The organism is Bariatricus sp. SGI.154 (genome assembly GCF_050313795.1).
GTDB lineage: Bacteria > Bacillota > Clostridia > Lachnospirales > Lachnospiraceae > CAMBRQ01.
Genome location: NZ_JBNPMC010000029.1, coordinates 1 through 18,029 on the forward strand (window position 1 = coordinate 1; position 18,029 = coordinate 18,029).

General features: G+C 42.0%; 24 protein-coding genes. 4 read left to right on the plus strand and 20 right to left on the minus strand.

Going from position 1 to position 18,029, the window contains the following annotated elements:
- Nucleotides 1–24: 24 nt before the first annotated feature.
- A complete protein-coding gene (locus ACQRBN_RS12505; RefSeq protein WP_427739335.1) occupies nucleotides 25–267 on the plus strand; it encodes a TIGR03905 family TSCPD domain-containing protein in 243 nt (80 codons plus the stop codon).
- A gap of 377 nt (nucleotides 268–644) precedes the next feature.
- Here the strand turns inward: ACQRBN_RS12505 and ACQRBN_RS12510 are convergent, their stop codons facing one another.
- The gene (locus ACQRBN_RS12510) at nucleotides 645–1,127 is read right to left on the minus strand and encodes a hypothetical protein (RefSeq protein ID WP_427739336.1); all 483 of its coding nucleotides are present in this window, start codon (nucleotides 1,125–1,127) and stop codon (nucleotides 645–647) included.
- Nucleotides 1,128–1,202: 75 nt separating this feature from the next.
- Nucleotides 1,203–2,063: a DUF4367 domain-containing protein gene (locus tag ACQRBN_RS12515; protein ID WP_427739337.1), complete on the minus strand. Its 861-nt coding sequence runs from the start codon at nucleotides 2,061–2,063 to the stop codon at nucleotides 1,203–1,205.
- Nucleotides 2,064–2,498: 435 nt separating this feature from the next.
- Here ACQRBN_RS12515 and ACQRBN_RS12520 point away from each other — a divergent pair, with 435 nt between their 5' ends.
- On the plus strand, nucleotides 2,499–3,566 hold the full coding sequence (locus tag ACQRBN_RS12520; protein WP_427739338.1) for an undecaprenyldiphospho-muramoylpentapeptide beta-N-acetylglucosaminyltransferase: 1,068 nt from the start codon (nucleotides 2,499–2,501) through the stop codon (nucleotides 3,564–3,566).
- 70 nt (nucleotides 3,567–3,636) lie between these two features.
- Here ACQRBN_RS12520 and ACQRBN_RS12525 read toward each other — a convergent pair whose 3' ends face one another.
- Both ACQRBN_RS12525 and ACQRBN_RS12530 read right to left on the minus strand, forming a co-directional pair.
- Nucleotides 3,637–4,197 carry an RNA polymerase sigma factor gene (locus ACQRBN_RS12525; protein ID WP_427739339.1) on the minus strand — a complete coding sequence of 187 codons (561 nt, stop codon included), beginning with the start codon at nucleotides 4,195–4,197 and terminating at the stop codon, nucleotides 3,637–3,639.
- 23 nt (nucleotides 4,198–4,220) lie between these two features.
- Nucleotides 4,221–4,628 carry an HIT family protein gene (locus tag ACQRBN_RS12530; RefSeq protein ID WP_427739340.1) on the minus strand — a complete coding sequence of 136 codons (408 nt, stop codon included), beginning with the start codon at nucleotides 4,626–4,628 and terminating at the stop codon, nucleotides 4,221–4,223.
- Nucleotides 4,629–4,716: 88 nt separating this feature from the next.
- Between ACQRBN_RS12530 and ACQRBN_RS12535 the strand changes: the two genes are divergently transcribed.
- Nucleotides 4,717–5,475 (plus strand): sensor histidine kinase, encoded by a 759-nt coding sequence (locus tag ACQRBN_RS12535; protein WP_427739341.1) that lies wholly within the window; start codon nucleotides 4,717–4,719, stop codon nucleotides 5,473–5,475.
- On the opposite strand, the gene ACQRBN_RS12540 is transcribed toward ACQRBN_RS12535, so the two are convergent.
- The 13 genes from ACQRBN_RS12540 to ACQRBN_RS12600 form a co-directional block, all read right to left on the minus strand.
- On the minus strand, nucleotides 5,416–6,030 hold the full coding sequence (locus ACQRBN_RS12540; protein WP_427739342.1) for a rhomboid family intramembrane serine protease: 615 nt from the start codon (nucleotides 6,028–6,030) through the stop codon (nucleotides 5,416–5,418). The two genes, ACQRBN_RS12535 and ACQRBN_RS12540, sit on opposite strands and share 60 nt — an antisense overlap.
- A gap of 77 nt (nucleotides 6,031–6,107) precedes the next feature.
- The gene (locus tag ACQRBN_RS12545; protein ID WP_427739343.1) at nucleotides 6,108–6,296 is read right to left on the minus strand and encodes a hypothetical protein; all 189 of its coding nucleotides are present in this window, start codon (nucleotides 6,294–6,296) and stop codon (nucleotides 6,108–6,110) included.
- Nucleotides 6,297–6,460: 164 nt separating this feature from the next.
- The gene (locus tag ACQRBN_RS12550) at nucleotides 6,461–7,195 is read right to left on the minus strand and encodes a DUF6382 domain-containing protein (RefSeq protein WP_427739344.1); all 735 of its coding nucleotides are present in this window, start codon (nucleotides 7,193–7,195) and stop codon (nucleotides 6,461–6,463) included.
- A 33-nt stretch (nucleotides 7,196–7,228) separates the two neighbouring features.
- Nucleotides 7,229–7,639, minus strand: a complete 411-nt coding sequence (locus ACQRBN_RS12555; RefSeq protein WP_427739345.1) for a TadE family protein — start codon at nucleotides 7,637–7,639, stop codon at nucleotides 7,229–7,231.
- On the minus strand, nucleotides 7,636–8,073 hold the full coding sequence (locus ACQRBN_RS12560) for a prepilin peptidase (protein ID WP_427739346.1): 438 nt from the start codon (nucleotides 8,071–8,073) through the stop codon (nucleotides 7,636–7,638). The genes ACQRBN_RS12555 and ACQRBN_RS12560 overlap by 4 nt, the downstream gene beginning before the upstream one ends.
- Nucleotides 8,061–8,867 (minus strand): pilus assembly protein, encoded by an 807-nt coding sequence (locus tag ACQRBN_RS12565; RefSeq protein ID WP_427739347.1) that lies wholly within the window; start codon nucleotides 8,865–8,867, stop codon nucleotides 8,061–8,063. Before ACQRBN_RS12565 ends, ACQRBN_RS12560 begins: the two co-directional genes overlap by 13 nt.
- 106 nt (nucleotides 8,868–8,973) lie before the next feature.
- Nucleotides 8,974–10,347, minus strand: a complete 1,374-nt coding sequence (locus ACQRBN_RS12570; protein ID WP_427739348.1) for a DUF5702 domain-containing protein — start codon at nucleotides 10,345–10,347, stop codon at nucleotides 8,974–8,976.
- Between the two features lie 5 nt (nucleotides 10,348–10,352).
- Nucleotides 10,353–10,529, minus strand: a complete 177-nt coding sequence (locus tag ACQRBN_RS12575; protein ID WP_427739349.1) for a Flp1 family type IVb pilin — start codon at nucleotides 10,527–10,529, stop codon at nucleotides 10,353–10,355.
- Nucleotides 10,530–10,605: 76 nt separating this feature from the next.
- Nucleotides 10,606–11,877 carry a type II secretion system F family protein gene (locus ACQRBN_RS12580; RefSeq protein ID WP_427739350.1) on the minus strand — a complete coding sequence of 424 codons (1,272 nt, stop codon included), beginning with the start codon at nucleotides 11,875–11,877 and terminating at the stop codon, nucleotides 10,606–10,608.
- Nucleotides 11,814–12,569 (minus strand): type II secretion system F family protein, encoded by a 756-nt coding sequence (locus tag ACQRBN_RS12585; protein WP_427739351.1) that lies wholly within the window; start codon nucleotides 12,567–12,569, stop codon nucleotides 11,814–11,816. The genes ACQRBN_RS12580 and ACQRBN_RS12585 overlap by 64 nt, the downstream gene beginning before the upstream one ends.
- Nucleotides 12,496–13,728: a CpaF family protein gene (locus ACQRBN_RS12590; protein ID WP_427739352.1), complete on the minus strand. Its 1,233-nt coding sequence runs from the start codon at nucleotides 13,726–13,728 to the stop codon at nucleotides 12,496–12,498. Before ACQRBN_RS12590 ends, ACQRBN_RS12585 begins: the two co-directional genes overlap by 74 nt.
- Entirely contained in the window at nucleotides 13,725–14,642 is a 918-nt protein-coding gene (locus tag ACQRBN_RS12595) for a hypothetical protein (protein WP_427739353.1), read from the minus strand. The genes ACQRBN_RS12590 and ACQRBN_RS12595 overlap by 4 nt, the downstream gene beginning before the upstream one ends.
- A gap of 234 nt (nucleotides 14,643–14,876) precedes the next feature.
- A complete protein-coding gene (locus tag ACQRBN_RS12600) occupies nucleotides 14,877–15,122 on the minus strand; it encodes a pro-sigmaK processing inhibitor BofA family protein (RefSeq protein WP_427739354.1) in 246 nt (81 codons plus the stop codon).
- 84 nt (nucleotides 15,123–15,206) lie between these two features.
- Here ACQRBN_RS12600 and ACQRBN_RS12605 point away from each other — a divergent pair, with 84 nt between their 5' ends.
- Nucleotides 15,207–15,446, plus strand: a complete 240-nt coding sequence (locus ACQRBN_RS12605) for a YaaL family protein (RefSeq protein WP_427739355.1) — start codon at nucleotides 15,207–15,209, stop codon at nucleotides 15,444–15,446.
- A gap of 132 nt (nucleotides 15,447–15,578) precedes the next feature.
- On the opposite strand, the gene ACQRBN_RS12610 is transcribed toward ACQRBN_RS12605, so the two are convergent.
- The 3 genes from ACQRBN_RS12610 to ACQRBN_RS12620 are packed head-to-tail and all read right to left on the minus strand — an operon-like array spanning nucleotide 15,579 to nucleotide 17,818.
- Nucleotides 15,579–16,067, minus strand: a complete 489-nt coding sequence (locus ACQRBN_RS12610) for a deoxycytidylate deaminase (RefSeq protein ID WP_427739356.1) — start codon at nucleotides 16,065–16,067, stop codon at nucleotides 15,579–15,581.
- Between the two features lie 30 nt (nucleotides 16,068–16,097).
- On the minus strand, nucleotides 16,098–16,727 hold the full coding sequence (gene upp / locus ACQRBN_RS12615; protein ID WP_427739357.1) for a uracil phosphoribosyltransferase: 630 nt from the start codon (nucleotides 16,725–16,727) through the stop codon (nucleotides 16,098–16,100).
- A gap of 32 nt (nucleotides 16,728–16,759) precedes the next feature.
- Nucleotides 16,760–17,818, minus strand: a complete 1,059-nt coding sequence (locus tag ACQRBN_RS12620) for an L-threonylcarbamoyladenylate synthase (RefSeq protein WP_427739358.1) — start codon at nucleotides 17,816–17,818, stop codon at nucleotides 16,760–16,762.
- Nucleotides 17,819–18,029: the final 211 nt, after the last annotated feature.

The following is an 18,029-nucleotide window of genomic DNA, read 5'->3' on the forward strand; positions in this document are numbered from 1 at the left end:
TTATGTACAAAGGAGGCTATACACATGGATTATAAACCATCTGGTGTCTGTTCACAACTGATCAGAGTTGATGTGGACGGAGATATAATAAAAAATGTAGAATTCGTTGGCGGATGCGCCGGAAACACTCAGGGAATCGCAAGCCTGGTGAAAGGAATGAATGTACATGATGCCATCTCCCGCATAGAGGGCATCACCTGTGGCTTTAAATCAACATCCTGCCCGGATCAGTTAGCACAGGCATTGAAAAAAGCCATTGCAGAGTAATCGATTCTTGAACCTTGAAAACGAAAAGGATACGAAGCGTAGCATGTGCCTCGTATCCTTCTCTGTTCTCTTTTACGTTCTCTTTTGTGGCTGGAGAGATTGTGGGAAGTGCCGTCTACGACGACTTTAACCCGTTTCGTGGGTCTACGGTTTCTCAATGTAAGGTCGAAATTAAATTAATAGTTTCTACTTATGCACCGCGGACGGCACCTCCCACAATCTCCCCAACCGGTTTTTACTTTTTCTCTTTGAATTACGGTTTTTTGTTTTGTTTTTTAATAAAATTTACTCTGATTGCTTTTTGTTTTTAATTTTTTGTTATGTTTTTGTTATTTTAATTATTTTCTTCTTTTTCTCTTATACTTTGGACTTTGATTTTATGGTTCTTCTATATAGACTCCATCAGTAAATGAACTACTCATATCAGAATTCGCTGAATGTGTGCAACGAACTCGATAATAATAACCGCCTTCCACAGCTAAAGCTCGATTTGATCCTACTCTATCGGTATCAGAATTTTCCGCATGCCAATTATCATAACCCGACCATGAGTCATCACCTTTTTGTGCTCTCTCAACAATAACAGATATTTGCACATTTTCTACGGTGTGTGCAGCAATTGTGGTTCCACCTGCATAAAGTCTCCCGGGTCCTAAACGAACACACTTTGAATAGCCAGTAAGCAGATCTTCTCCTCTTGTTATTTTTGTATCATAACCAATAGACTCCTCATCATACGTTAAATATGAACCGTCTAAAATCGGATCATCTGATGCCGCCTGTACATCTTTTGCTGATATAAGTAGCATGCTCATTAACAGCATTAATGTGCAACATACAGATGTCATTTTTATTCTCACTCTACTTTAACACCTCCTATCCTTCCTTTTACCCTCATATATATAAACACATAATTCTTCAAAAACTGACGCAATTTACCTAACAAAATGCAAACTATTTATAATATTATAAAATTCTTCTTTTTTCATAGTTCCCATTAAAAAATATTCCAATCCTTGATATTCAAAACTTGCTGAATATCTCTCTGTTGATGAATCTTTTATTTTATACTCCTTAACCGTTATCATGCATTTCCCATTTTTAATTTCATGTTGAGCGACTTTTTCATCTTCAACATCTATTCCCCATGATGAATTTAAATACGATGCATTAATTAAATAAACTATATTTTCCCCATCGTGTGTATAAGTCACCTCTCCAATTTGAAGTTCTTTATCTAAATTTAAACTTTGAAACTCTATATCTACGACTCCATGAATAATTTTTACAGGTTCTATTCCAAATTCTTCACTTATTGTTTGATACGCCTCTTCTTCATTTTCTTCCACAATCACCCAATTATCTTCACTAGAGTTTATTTTCTCAACTTCTCTATTTCCAACCGCCTGTTTTACCATCTTCACGATTTTCTCCGGTCCACCCACGCTAGTTATCCCCATCCCCAGCACAATCACCAACACCGCTACCAACCCAATATAAATCTTAAGCGGCTTCCTCTTCCGCACAACCTTACCCGTATTTTCTCCTTTTTCCTCTTCCGCCAGCATCTTTCTCCCCAGTTCCAACGCTCTGCGATCTTCCTCAGACAATCCAGAATATGACTTTTCTCTCTTCATTTCTCCAATCCGGTTTTCAATCCGCTCACGTATAGCATCCTGCATCCCCTCCGGCACACAGATATCCCCATCATTCTGAATCTCAACCTCTTCTTCCCGGGCCATCCTGTCATATTCACTTTTTACGATTTCTTCCAGTTGATCCTTCTTTTCCTTCATATCTATACCTCTTATTAATTAAATACTACCTAACATTCAACTAACAGCCAACACTCTCTACAACGCTTTCTCTCCTATGCTTCACACTATAGCCAGTAAGCAGTAGTTCTGAGAGGAAATGTGTTCCTAAGCAAGCAATTCAGGGGCGTTCTTAATGGCGGTGAAATCCACTGTTTACGAAGACTTAGACATGAGGGTTCTCCCGAATGTCTTATAGTCGCAGTTAACAGTTAGTTCACCGGAATGTTGCCCCGTTTGCGTGGAACATATTTCCTCTCAGAACGGCGTCCACTGGTTGAAGCGTGAACATTCACCATTAAGCCCTCTCGAAATCTTTTTCTTTCTCTTGACCAAATCCCCGCTAAACGTATAATATAGTTATAACGTATATCGTACGAACATATTTATACATATTATCACGATTGGGAGGTCATTATGAAACGCATTATCCTAACTGGTGGCGGCACCGCAGGTCATGTAACACCTAACATTGCCCTCTTGCCACGGCTCAAAGAATTACAATATGATATTCATTATATCGGCTCTTATAACGGCATTGAGAAGGAACTGATTGAACAATTCGGCATTCCTTATCACGGAATCTCTTCTGGTAAATTACGCCGTTACTTCAGTGTCCAGAACTTCACCGATCCTTTCCGAGTAATCAAAGGTCTGGGCGAAGCCAAGAAACTGGTAAAAATATTGAAACCGGATGTTATCTTTTCCAAAGGCGGTTTTGTATCTGTTCCTGTTGTACTTGCTGGAAAGAGCCGCCATGTACCAACGATTATTCATGAATCTGATATGACACCTGGTCTTGCAAACAAATTATCCCTGCCTTCAGCAACCAAAGTATGCTGTAACTTCCCAGAGACTTTGGAACACCTTCCGGATGGAAAAGCTGTTCTAACAGGTTCTCCGATTCGTCAGGAACTGTTATCCGGCGATAAATACAAGGCAAAGGAATTCCTCGGATTCACATCCGACAAGCCGGTAATCATGGTTGTCGGCGGAAGTCTTGGCTCCGTAGCAGTCAATGATGCAGTACGCGGTATTCTTCCAGAACTACTTAAGACATTCCAAGTCGTACACCTTTGCGGAAAAGGAAAGGTTGACGACTCATTAAAAGGTCTTGAAGGCTACGCTCAGTTTGAATATATTAAAGAAGAACTAAAAGATCTCTTTGCATTAACCGATATCGTAATCTCACGAGCCGGAGCAAATGCCATCTGCGAACTGCTTGCCCTGCACAAACCGAATCTCCTGATTCCACTTTCCGCTAACGCAAGCCGCGGCGACCAGATTCTGAATGCCCGTTCTTTTGAACGCCAGGGATACAGCATTGTTCTGGAAGAGGAAGAACTAACCAAAGAAGTCCTTCTTGATTCCATTACCCACCTGTATGAAAACCGCGAGACATACATAGATGCTATGAAGCAGTCTCCACAGCAGAATTCAATCGATACTATTATTGATCTGATTGAATCTGTAACATCCAAATAACTCTATTCATATACAGATATAATCCACTACATTGATTTATAGAAAACAGGTGTCAATACGGCACCTGTTTTTAGTCTTTATGCAAGTGGTCATACTCATCTTTATAATTTTCTTTTATCCACTTTCTTGCTCTATACAGCATACTATGTAACACTTCCAGAGTTACACCCATGTTTTCGGCAACTTCCTTCTGCGGCTTTTCCAAAACATACGAAATCGTAATCGCATCATACCATCTCGGATTCTTCTCATACAATGCTGCAAATATATCTTCTTTCAACTCCACGAATTCCCGCTGTTTTATCTTTCTGACGAAGACCTCTTCAGGGCTTTCACCCGAATCAGCAAGAATCGTTTCTTCTTCCATGCTCAGATCTTCTACCAGATACTCACGCGCTCTGTCTCTTTTCAGATTCAACGCCATATATTTCGCCGTCAGAATTAACCAAGATCTTGCAGCATCTACGTTGATATGATCAATATTCAGATATAATTTTATAAATACATTCTGTGCAATCTCTTCTGCCGCATGATGATTTCTGGAGTATTTCAAGGCTACCTTGTATACAATCTCAAAATTGCTATTATAGATTGTATCGAAGATAGAATTTTCTTTTGACTCGATTCCCACTGACTCATCCTTCGCTTCCAACACTATTTTATCTTACTTAAGATATCCTCTTTATCCTCTTCTGTTAATTCTCCCATCTTCCATCCAAGTCCTACGCTGTCATCCTTATATCTTGGAATCATATGCAGATGGAAATGGAATACCGTCTGTCCCGCAGCCTCTCCGTTATTCTGAACGATATTGTAACCATCACATCCAAGAACATCTGTGAGTTTTGTAATCATCTTCTTAGCAAGAACCAGTACTTTTGCTGCTACTTCATCGTCTAATTCATAGAGATTTGCATAATGCTCCTTTGGAAGAATTAGTGCATGCCCCTTAGATGCCGGGCTTGCATCTAGAATTACACGAAAATCATCGTCCTCATATAAAGTAGATGTCGGTATCTCTCCATTAGCAAGTTTACAAAATATGCAATTTTCATCCTTCATATTATCAGCCTTCTTTCCTCAAAAATAATAATTGATTATTTTAACCGCCGATGCTAAACTGATACATCAGAAAGGGGCGGTAATTACTATGTTTTCAACGACAGACTACGACAACTTGCAACAGATTATGGAAGAAAGTCCTGAGAAAAAAGAACTTCTCACAAGACTTCTCGAATCTCAAAGAATGGAGATCAGCACCATAAGCCATGAGATTCGTAATCCACTTACACTTGTATATAGCACTTTACAGTTAATCGAAACTCAACACCCGGAAGTCTTATCCTTCCGTCACTGGGATGCCATGCATCAGGACATCGAGTACATGAAGCAACTGTTAGAAGAACTATCTTCCTATAATAATGGAGAGCGGCTGACCCTGTCCGATATTAATGCAGATGTCTTCTTAAAAACACTGGCTCTGTCCTTCGCATCTTCAATTCTGGACACTGAGATTGAATTCACCTCCAGAATTGCACCAAACTTACCGGTAATCACAATAGACTCTATCAAAATCAGGCAGACACTGCTGAACCTCTTAAGCAATGCAAGAGATGCCGTTGTCTCCTGCCCGGATTGTAAGCATCCATCAATCACTCTGAATGCAAGCCTTACAAACAAAGACACAATACTTCAGATTAAAATAACTGATACCGGCTGCGGAATATCCGAAGAAAACCTGCCTTCTATCTTCGAGCCATTTGTTACCCACAAATCGAACGGAACCGGTCTTGGTCTTGCCATTGCCAGGCGCATTATTACCGCCCATCAAGGCTCCATCACAGTAACATCAAGCCTGGGAAAAGGCACTTCCTTCATTATTACGCTTCCAGTACAGAAGAACGCTTAATAGGAATCCTGACACCAGTCCTCCAATATGCGCCATATTATCGACACCACTGCTGGTAAATCCATAATACAAACTAAGCGCAACCATAAATACAAGTCCTCTGCCAGTAATATCTCCAATGCGCCCTTTGTTACGGATTGCTACATACAGCAAGGCACCAACAATTCCAAATATTGCACCCGATGCTCCTGCCGACACAGCATAATCACCTGTCTGCATCTCACACCATGCAGACAGAGCATTTCCGCCCAAACCACTCAAAATATATATAATGATAAACTTAATCTTCCCAATCTCAATTTCCAGGTTCCACCCGATCAGCACCAACATAACCATATTGCTCATCAGATGCTCGAATCCAAAGTGAAGAAAAATACTAGTGAGTAGCCGATAGAATTCTCCTTGCTCTGTAACCAGCGGAACATACATTGCCCCATGCGCCAATAAGAACCTTCCATCTTCTGTCATTCCCTGGAATGTAAGCACAAAAAACACTATAACATTCGCTGCTGCCAATAATATGGTACAGGGTGCTTTTCTTTTATACTCTTTCATCTATTGCCGATTCACCTCTGGTATATTTTTCCATTTATCCCGTCTAGTATAACATACTTTTCTCCAGATAGTAACCATTATTCTGCATTCTCTTCTGCATTATTACTCTGACCCAGCAGCCTGTTTATAGTATCTATATCCTCTTCTAATAAGTCAGCTATTTCTTTCACTGTCATCCCTTTTGCATATTTCTTTTCTGCTAACTCTTTTAACAGTTCTTCTCTTCCCTCTTCTCTCTCATAATACTTTTCTTCCCATGCCTGCATATATCTCACCCCGACTTCTTCGCTTGCCCTCACCTTACGCACTCGGTTATGTATACGTTTAATAATGGCACCATATTTCTACCCATAGTTTCTCCTTTATATTATCATATTATTTATGCTGTTAACAAATAGTTTTAACTTGTACGATTCCTAGTCATACCTTACTACAATTCCTCTTCTTCGATATGCAGACCATCCCAATCTCCCCATTTAGGTTTCTTATGCCTGGTGAGGAAACGTTTTACTGGTGTCCATAGGTTTTCTGTCTCTCGCATAATAGAACTTCCCAACTCCTGCTCTGTAATCCAGTCGTGTTCTGCTGTATCATATTTTATATAACTGTCTTCTTTTTCTTTCATATCTTCATACATCTCTTCCCCACTGTCTTTAGGCTTGTCCTGAAGGCATTCTGCTATTAGCTTCTCCAGACTATAATTCTCCTCCATTGTCTTCTTATGAAGCAAAAATACCATGCTGACACAATCCTGGTCCTGATAATCTGCCTGCTTCACCAGATATTCTGTCAACTTATGGAATTCTTCCCACAGATCCTGCTGCGCCAGCGGATAATAACAGAAGTAAAACTTTTCTTCTTCATAGAAGATATATTCCGGTTTCAATAAAATACAATGTATATCCAGTAGATATTTTTCTACTTCTTTAATTACTATTTTAAGATTAGAAAGAAATATTTTTATATCTTCAGAAGTAATTTTACTTCTTTCAAACATTGCTTTCATCGATATCTTTCCGCTAACATCATAATCATAATAACTGTTTCCATTCATACCTCTGCCGCCTACTTTTAACACTCCATCCAGATGATTCGCCTTTAACATACACATCTGATAATCTTCCCGATATAGGGTCTTCTCTTCGATCGTAATCTTACGTTCCATCCTGTTCCCTTTCTTTTTGACTCTCCTAATTCTTTATTTTTTTAATCGTCTTATATTCCGTATATATCTCTCCGGTTCTGTTACTGCTGCTCTTTTTACTATGGATACTTTCATCCACTTCCTTTTAGCACTTACTACAATCTCAATCTCTTTATCCTCTACAGTAACTACAACTCGCGGATATGAAAAAAGTATGCACTTATTCCTCACCCGCTGGGAAAGCAGAGACTCTAATTCCCCCGCTTCTACGCCATCCTTCTCTCTCGCTTTGGTACTTCCCACCACCACAGTCTCATATGCTGCTCCTGACAGAATATTTTTATCGTGATAATAAAATACTGCCAGGATACATCCCATAGTCAGGAAGAGAATCATGGGCATAAGAAAAGACATCTCTATCGTCATGCTGCCATGAACGCTCCGTTTTCTCACCTGCTTACTCACCCGTTTCCCCCTCCTGCCAACAAACTGAATAAGTAACCAACTGTCAGAAATGGATAAAACGGAATGACCGATTTCCTACACCTTCTTTTTCTTACCATGCAGATCATAGAAGCAATAGCAAGTGTAAAGAACGCCACTGCAAGTACTTCTATCAAATCCCAGATTCCAAGATAGATTCCAAGAATCAAAATCGCCCAACTATCTCCATATCCCATACTTTCGCGGGTCACTCTGCTAAATACGAGAAACAATACGCCAAGCCCTGCTCCGCCTGCCGCCAGCCAGATATCCGCCTTTCCTATTGCAAATTGATATATCACCACCGCCAGATTCACCAACATTAGAATATCAATCGGTATCTTACGAAAATGAACATCCACAATAGATAAACTCACCAATAGTCCCATACATATCATCTGACTTATCTTCCACATCTGGAACATGCCCCCTTTCCAATAACTTCTGACAAAGGAACTGCGTATATCGTCCTTTTTAATCCGCTACAGGATAACGAACTATGATATCGGTCTCCGGTATCCGTAAGATATACACTGCCACCTACATTCCTCATACAATGTTCACACGGGTAATATTTACCGCCACCTACATTACGCAAGGAACTTAACTCTGATGCAGCCACCATGCGAATCGACAGATCCAGATGGGTACACTGATAGTCCTTGTGATAGACCAGCCCTGTCTCTGTGATATACACTGTTGTATTATCATTCATTTCGAATCCAGCCTTCTCATACCCAGTCCATGCCTTAATTCGCATCTTCTCCTGATACTCTATCGGCTGTATCCTGAACATCGGAATCGGCAGACGCACCTTATACGTCACTACCAGTTCTCCAATCCCTGTCTTCGCAGACATTCTTGAACGATTGCAACTAATGCCTCCACTTCCGCCAATTACAATGCTCCTCTCAAGTCTTTCCGGTCCAACCGCATGAATCACATCACTTTCTATATGAGACGGTATGACAACTGTTACCACAGAAGCATCTTTTGCAGCCTGTTTTCCTGCATACTGTAATCCTGATCGGATGGATGTCTGGATTGCCATCATCTCCATTAGATATAAAAGACTTACTACTGCCAGGAAAAAGATTGGCACTGCCATTGCTGCCTCCACAGTTATGCTTCCTTTTTTAGAGGCGGATACAGATGCCCTTCCGGTAATGATAGAATAGATAGATTGTGAGGGGAGTATTTTCCTATTCATGGTACGAATCCTTCTCCTTTCTTTTTATTTTTTATATAATCTGTTTTCCTTGGATTTCGTTCGGAAGCCCGAAAGGGCATCTGTATCCGTCTCTTTTTTATTCTTCTTATTGATAACCGTAGTATGTCTTATACTGATATGTAATTCCTCTTCTTAACTTGCAAGTCGTCTTAATCTCCATCCTGTTGATACACTGATCTGCATGAAAATACGGCTGTCCATAAATCTTACGCATATTCTGCTCGATCATCCCAATTGCCCGAAGGGCAATCGTGTTCTTTTGACCCAGAAACAGTAAAATACGCAGATACTCCTGATAAGCAAGTCCGTCTGAGATGTCCTGCCCGTCATTATGATCTTCTTCTGTTCCCAGAGTAAGAAGACCGGACAACTGTAACTGCCAACTCTCCTTTGATTTCACCAACGGCACCCTGTTTCCTTTTAACAATGAACGGATATCCATAATAGACTCACCGTATGCCCATGCCAATAGAATCCCCTGTGCCGCTGCCTCCGTAATCGCCGGAACTGCCAGGAGTGCACACAAAGTCAGCGCCATAGCCTGTGCTTCTGCCCTCATCTCTCCATCCGTCTGTATATAGGCATAATTAGGGACGAATCTTAAAAGCAGCAGTCGCTTCACCACTGCCTCCAGATTCTCCTTATCACTGCTCTTGCCCGCCAGGATATATTCCAGTTCATAATCCAAAGTACCCGTCTTCTCTGTATCAGTGAATTCGGAAAAATGTTCTAGTAAATATTCTCCGAATAATAACGTTGATAGTTTTCCGTTACCCGACGCTACATCTGAGAACTCTCCATAGCCTTCATTCCGCTCTCTTGAAGATAGCAGTTCCTGCTCCTCTACCATCTTTTCTGATATCGCGATATCTTTAGGAACAACCAAACTTAGTATGGATGAACGCTTTAACTGACCTACATGGTTAATCGGATTATCCTCATCCGGCAATTCACTTTCATTCTCTCGCAGCAGATGATTCAGATTCTCCTGCTGCTCCTGCTCTTCTCTGGAATAACTCTCCACCCGCTCCTCTTGCTGTTCCCATACAGAAGACAACCCCAGCATGTCTTTCACCACATCCATCCCGTACTTCTGCTCCATGTAAATTGCCACCTGATCATAGAATCCACTACAGCCTCTATCTGTAAGAAATTGTATTCGTTCTACTTTATGCTCCATATCTCCCGCACCGTAGTAGGCTAGCCTGTCCGTTAGATTCTGTTCTGCATACTGTCCGGTCTCATAACTTACTTCCAACGCAAAGATATCATATTCCTCTAACAGTTCTTTCTGATATTCTGCGAATACACACTCCATCGCACGATTCGTATCCGCTCTTCTGTAGTTCTTCGCAATCTGTATGGATGCACTTTCCATAACGCCTCCTACAAAAGTAACCAGAAGGATAAAAATCAGACTTAGATATACCGTCACTTCTCCTTTATAGTATCTTCTCACCGATATCAGATTCCCGAACTCTCGCTGACAATCTTCTCGAAGATGCTTTGCACCAGACTGGTTAACTGCGACTTGAATATGATAACCAGGCCAATTAGCACGACTAGAATTAATATAACCTCCACTACTCCTATTCCCTCTTCTTCTCTTAGATTTGTAAGTGCTTGTCTTATTCTCCACATACTTATTCCTACCTTTCTCTTTTATCTACTTGTCTCACCTTTTTTGTATATCCCTGTTTGCTCGTTTTGCTATTTCTCATATCTGTACTGACAGAAACGCCGGTACAATTACAATCACCAATACGATCGCCAGCATCAAAAACATCGGTAACAGCAACTTCGTCCCTGCCTCTTCTCCGGCTCTTTTCGCCCTTGCTTTTCTCTCCTCAAACGCCTGAATGGATTCCAGTTTCAGTAATTGCGTCAATCCCTTCGTCCCTTTTCTTAAGTTCTGTGAAAGCAGCGCTCCGAATCTTATGTATACTTGAACGTTGCAACGCCGTCCAAAGTTCTCATAACTCTCTGCCTCGGTCACTCCACTTTCCATCTCATAGCACGCTCCTTTCATTTCCTCGTATGCATACCGAACACCCCACATCTCCTTCCAATGTTCATAGTCTTCAACAATCTTCTTCCATGCCCGCTTAACCGTCATCCCCGCCCCAAGGAATAACGTCATCTTATTAATAATCTCCGGATAATCCAGCAGCATCTGCTGCTTCTTTTGGTTCTGTTCTTTTCCCTGATTCTGCATCTTCAAAACATACAGAAGAATGCCAATCAATACCGCCATGATAATCAGCACGATTCCCCGGCTATCCATCTTCTCATAATAAGAGACTTTCTTTCCCTGAATATATTCCGGCAATTTCACGCTCTTCTGTGTTCGATCCTGCTCCTCCTGTTTTTGAATCTTCTCTCTTACCTTTTGTCTATTCTTCTCTTCCTCGCTTAGGGTCTTTGGATAAATATTCGCCACACATTGATATAATGCCTGCTCTTCTTCATCCTCTTCGTAAGTTAGAATTGCGCTTAACTTAACCAAAGTTCCCGTTTCTTTTAGCGCATTTTCCTGTAATTCCCCGCGAATGTTCATCACATCATATCGATCCAGTTCCCAAGAAATCTCCACTGGTTCATCCGGTACTTCTGCCAGAAGGTTCAGATCACTTTCTACCCTGTCAAGACTCTCGTTATCTCCGAGTATGTATTCCTCCATCCGCCGTATCACCCGGTCGAATAATTCCTGTACTTCTTCCGAAGAATATTGCTGTTCTGATATCTCCACTTCTACCGGAATCTTCTTTTTATTACCTTCTACTGCGACCTCTAATTCTTCTGTCCTGCTGCCTTCCCCATAACCATTTCGTTCAAGTTCACGCTGTATCTCCATAGATGAATGAACATAATCCATAAGGAGAATTAGTACTCCTGCCAGAAGCAATGCCGCAACTACAAGAACTTTTATACTTCGATCCTTATCAGCCTTACACCAAGATAGTAAGCGCCCATATATATGACCAGACATACCGTCATCACCCCAATTCCCAATACATTCCCATACAGGCTGTCCATGAATTCCGGGAAACTCAGAGACATATACCCGATAATGGCATAAGGCACTGCAGACATAACCCTGAATTCATATCTCTTAGATGCCAGTATTGTATCTATCTCCCGCTTTACATCAATCTTATCCCCAATCTGACTTACCGTATTCTGAATAATCCCAATCATGTTGCCGCCACTTTTCTTCGCCGCCGCAAACACGGTCACGAAATTCCTCACATCCTCCGTTTGCACTCTGAATGCGAATTCCTCTAAAATCTGTTCTATAGATATATGCATTCTCAACTGCCTTATAATTACCAATAATTCTCGTGAAATTCTTGCATCTGCAGGATAGATTAACTTCAACTCTGTCTGCGCTTCACGGAATGCATTCTCTACCGAATATCCCGTATTCAATGCGGCCGATACTGCCTGAATTGCTTCTTTGAATTGTATCTGGAATTCCAGTTCTTTCTTCCTTGCTTCTTCTTGTTCCATCATCAGAAAATTCCAGATACCAATCGGAAATAACGGAAGAACCGCCCAAAAAGAACGGTAATAAAGCCATGCCGTTATAACAGTAATCCCTGCTGCCTTAATCCATATCCATACATAGTCCTTCCTCGTTATATCCTGCTGCCAGCAGTTTCTGCTTCTGCGTAATCTCATGGACTTTCCTCCATTCCCCCTGGATCTTTCCTTCCCGTTCTCCCGTTTCCTCATATTTGTACAAAGTCTGAAGAATAATCTCGCCTTTCTGATATCCCAGAACCTCTGTGATTTCCAGTACCTTTCTGCTCTTATCCCTTAATCTTCCCAGATGTACAATGATATCAATTCCGGAAGCGATCTGCCTCTGTATCGCCGAAAGCGGCAGATCCATTCCCATAAGCACCATCGTTTCCAGCCTGCTTAACATATCTCTGGGGCTATTGGCATGACCCGTGCTAAGGCTCCCGTCATGCCCGGTGTTAAGTGCTTGCAGCATATCAATCGCCTCCGCCGAACGCACTTCTCCCACTACAATTCTATCCGGCCTCATCCGCAGGGCCGACTTAATCAGATCCCGGATCGTGACTTCTCCCGTCCCTTCCACATTGGCATTCCTTGCTTCCAGCCTCACCAGATTCGGAACATCCTGTATCTTCAGTTCTGCGTTGTCTTCTATCGTTATAATTCTCTCTGTCTTTGGTATATATTGCGATAATGCATTTAAGAAAGTGGTCTTGCCTGAACCGGTTCCTCCACTTATGAATATGTTGTATCCGGCTGCTACCAGGGTAGCAAGAAATGCCGATACTTCATTGTTAATTGACTGCCACAAGATCAACTGTCTCATGGTAATTGCCTCTTTTGAAAATTTACGAATCGTTACAATCGGACCGTCAAGTGCGATTGGGTAGAGTACCACATTCACCCTGGAACCATCCGCAAGCCTTGCATCTACAATCGGGGATGCTTCATTCACCAGCCTGTTCGACCCTGCTACGATCTGTTGGATCACATCCTCTAATTTCTCCTTTGATACAAACCGTTTATCCGACTGGTATATCTGACCGCCACGTTCATAGAATATATGCTGGGTTCCGTTGATCATCACTTCCGTAATCTCATCATCCTCCAGGAATTCCTGCAGAAGATCCAATTTACGGAATGCATTAAAAAGTTCCTTTCCAAGAGCAGTCTTCTCTGCAAGAGACATATATTCTCTGGTCGATGCTTCCTGAAGCACGCGATAGATCAACTGTGTAAGTTCTTCATCTTCTATGTCCCTGGTCATATCCAATTCTTCCAGTATTCTGGCATGGAGCTGCTCGGAATGTATCATATCTTCAACTCCTTTTTTACCATTTTCCGTCTGACATCATCGTATCCCAGAAGATGCAGTTCTTCTTCAAATTGCAACAGTTTCGCCTTCGCCGACGCATCTTCTGCCACCGGAACATGAATCTCTGTACATATTCTAAGAAGCCCGTACACATCTCTTAATCCTTCATCGATATCCAGAATCAGAACATCATAGATACTCTGCTCCGCAATCTGATGAATCATATCAAGCCAGTCCGCAAGTTCTACTGATTTTATATCTTCTGATACCCTGACTGGCAACAGATAATCCAATTGCCCCATATGACCGACTAACGTGGTAAGTATCATCCCCAGATTCTTACTTTCCTGCCTCGAATAATAGAGTGCATCCTCCAACGTATGCCCACCTTCTGGAAAATGTCCTCCGATACCGCCATAGATCTCCATATTCAGATACAGTGCATTATTAGATGCTGCCATCTGTTGTCCTAGTTCCAACCCATAACTTGTCTTCCCGCTCCTGTGCATAGGAGAAAATATCCCGATAATTTGCATATCCCCGGACTTTACCGTTCGGAAGAATAATTCTTCATTTTCCCCTTTCTCACTGTATTTGCAGACAATCTCTGACAGAATCGCTTCTGCCGACTGATACCGGTATACGGTGTTCCCATCTAAACCCTCCGTCTTCTTTCCCGATTCTGTAAGAATAAATACATGCCCCGCCTGAATCCGTCTCCATTCTTCTTCCGGATAACTGCTTCCAACTAATAGAATATCTATGGGATTCTCCTGCCGGATTGCCTCCACCTGTGCCAGTCTGCTGCATACCTGTACTTGAAAAGCAAGTTCTGTTTTCTTCATCAGGAATGATGCAAACGCCGCAGCATATCTTTCTTCCCGGTCACATATTACCAGATTCCTACTGCTCACATAATATCCCTCCTACTTCTTACTAACTGTCAATTACTCTGTGGACTCCCTGCCGAAACAGCCTAGAATAAATTGAAATAAAACTGAAATTACTTGAAACACTTTGAATAACATGAATCTAACAATCGAATCAATCAGATACAAGTCACTATCTGTAACTTGTAGGACGATTATAACCTTCCCCTCTCTGATTGTCCATCCCTTTTTTAAAAAAAGCCAATCTTTGTGCAACCCTTACAAAAATTGATAAAAACTAATTCCATAAAGAAGCGCAACCCCAGGAGTACCAAGGATCCCGGATGTCAATACAGTCACCGGATTCATTCCCACCTGCACAGAAATTCCTTGAGAAGACAGAAATTCGTTTACAAAAAATATCATGGCAACTCCCACAATCGCCCGGACAATAAAGTTAACTAACAGATGAGGCTTCTGCTCTGTCATATCTATCTCCTCCTCAATTTCTATTTCTAATTCCATATATATCCACCCGAAAGGTATTTTATTCTCAAAATTTGCCTATACTAGAAAAAAGGGGACTTAAGTTTCTAATTACGGAGGTGAATGATGCGATTATTTGAACGTAGAGATGCAGCAGAAGAAGATATCTACAAACGGCTGTCCTATGACCCTTGCGCCGACACCCTGTTAGACGAGATTGCCCAGGCACGCCAGGATCTTGAAGATGCCTATATGAATTTCCAGAATGCATCGGATCCTGATCTTATAGACTCCTACATCTACAGCGGCAATGCAGCATGGATGAGATATCGTTTTCTTCTGCGGCAGGCGAAAATCATCTAATATGAGGATGTCTTGTACAAGAATTCTCTTGTAGAAAAAGAGTGGGAAAGATAACTCATTTCTAATATCTTCTCCACTCTTTCATCCTGTTAGTTTAGCACTTATAATCTCGCAGTCTATATAGTTTTCATACTACAGACGGATCGTAATCTCCCGGTTCGACCTGTGATACTGATGATAATTCACTCCCGCAGCATCAAACATTCGCATAGATGCCCGAACCGCCGTACTGTCTTCGTATTTATTACTATCGTAGATGACCTCCTTGATCCCACTCTGTATAATCGCTTTCGCACACTCATTACAAGGGAACAGGGACACATATAATTTGGCTCCCTCCAGACTTCCTCCCCGGTAATTCAGAATCGCGTTCAATTCGCTGTGTACTGTATATACATACTTTGTATCCAGCGGATCTTCTCCTTCTCTGTCCCATGGAAATTCATCATCAGAACATCCCATTGGCAATCCATTATATCCCATTGACAGGATCTTATTGTCCTGGCTTACGATACAACATCCCACCTGAGTGTTAGGATCTTTGGAACGCATGCCGGAGAGCATTGCAACTCCCATAAAATATTCGTCCCAGTTAATATAATCCTTTCTTTTATTCCCCATATGATACGCCTCCCTGGCATATGTCTCTTCTTATTTTGTTCCAAAGATACGGTCTCCGGCATCACCAAGGCCCGGAACAATGTATTTGTGATCATTCAAATGGTCATCCAATGCCCCAATATACAGATCAACATCCGGATGCTCCTCTGTCATTAACTTCACACCTTCCGGTGCTGCAATGATACATAAGAAACGAATAGATTTCACACCTTTATCTTTCAGCATCTGAATCGCAGCCACACTGGATCCACCAGTTGCCAGCATCGGATCTACGACAAATACCTCTCTCTCATCACAGTCTGAAGGCAGTTTGCAGTAATATTCTACCGGCTCAAAAGTCTCAGGATCACGGTATAATCCGATATGCCCTACTTTCGCTGCCGGAATCATATTCAGAATTCCATCCACCATTCCAAGACCTGCCCTTAAGATCGGCACAACAGCCAGTTTCTTACCGCTCAACTCTTTCCCCACCATCTCGCAGATTGGTGTTTTAATCTTTACGTCCTTTAATTTCAGATCTCTTGTCGCCTCATAGCACATCAGTGCAGCAATCTCACTAACAATCTCCCTGAATTCTTTTGACCCCACTTCTTCCTTACGGATATGGCTAATCTTGTGCTGAATCAGCGGATGATCCATAACTTGTACTTTAGACATATTATATTCCTCCTCGTCTGGTTTTATATATTTTATTTATTACCTAACCTGATTATATGCTGCCCGGCAGCTTTCAAAAGCCGGTTCATGATAGCACTTCCTATACCTTCTGAATCAAATGACTCACTGTATATGTACTCCACCCCGTCGTTGTCGAATTCTCTCAGAATCCCGAACAGATGGCTGGCAATCGTTGCTTCATCCTCTCTGGTGCCGATACATTTGACATCTCCGAAAGGATACTTGCCCACCGTCTCCTCCGTTCCGATAATACCGACTTTATATCCTTCGCTTAGTTTTTCCTGTGCCAGACGATTGATTTCATCTGCCACACGGTCAAGTTCTCCTTCAATAACGGTAAGATCTGCCTTCGGCGCATAATGCCGGTATTTCATGCCCGGCGCTTTTGGCGCTTTCTTGCTGTTCGGATTCATCAGGGTCTTATCCACAGCCACCTCCCCGATCACTTCGTTAAGCATCTCTCTGGTAATTGCACCCGGGCGAAGGATCATGGGCGGCGTCACCGTCATATCAAGGATGGTGGACTCCACGCCTATCTCCACGGCGCCTCCGTCTACAATCATATCAATCCGCCCTGACAGATCTTCCTGTACATGCTCTGCTGCTGTTGGGCTTGGACGTCCGGATGTATTCGCACTTGGCGCAGCAATGTAGCCACCTCCCGCATCAATGACCTCTCTTGCAATCTCATGACTTGGCATACGGACAGCCACCGTATTAAGTCCGCCGGTCGTGCCCATCGGTACGATCTCGCTTTTCCGAAATATCATAGTCAGAGGTCCTGGCCAGTATGCATCTGCTACGATTCTTGCCTCTTGTGGAATGTATTCTGTAATCTTATCCAAAGCCTCCATATTCGTGATGTGTACGATCAGGGGGTTGTCCGATGGCCTTCCTTTGGCGGCATAGATCTTCTTAGCTGCCTGCTCATTCAAGGCATCAGCACCAAGACCGTATACGGTTTCGGTGGGGAATGCTACTAAGCCGCCGGATTTTAGGATGTCGCCGGCCTGTTTTATAATATCTGTATTATTTTGGTTTTTAGTTATCTTTTTTATTATTGTTTTCATGAATTCGCCTTATAAAAATGTATTCTAATAAAAATAACTGCAAGCAACTATTTCGACTAGATTCACTCCGCAGTGCCAACCTTGAGAACCCTTCGGCTTCTCAAGGTCACGGGCTTTCGCCCTATGAAAACATAATCTAATGAGAATATTTGCAAGCAACTATTTCGACTAGATTCACTCCGCAGTGCTAACCTTGAGAACCCTTCGGCTT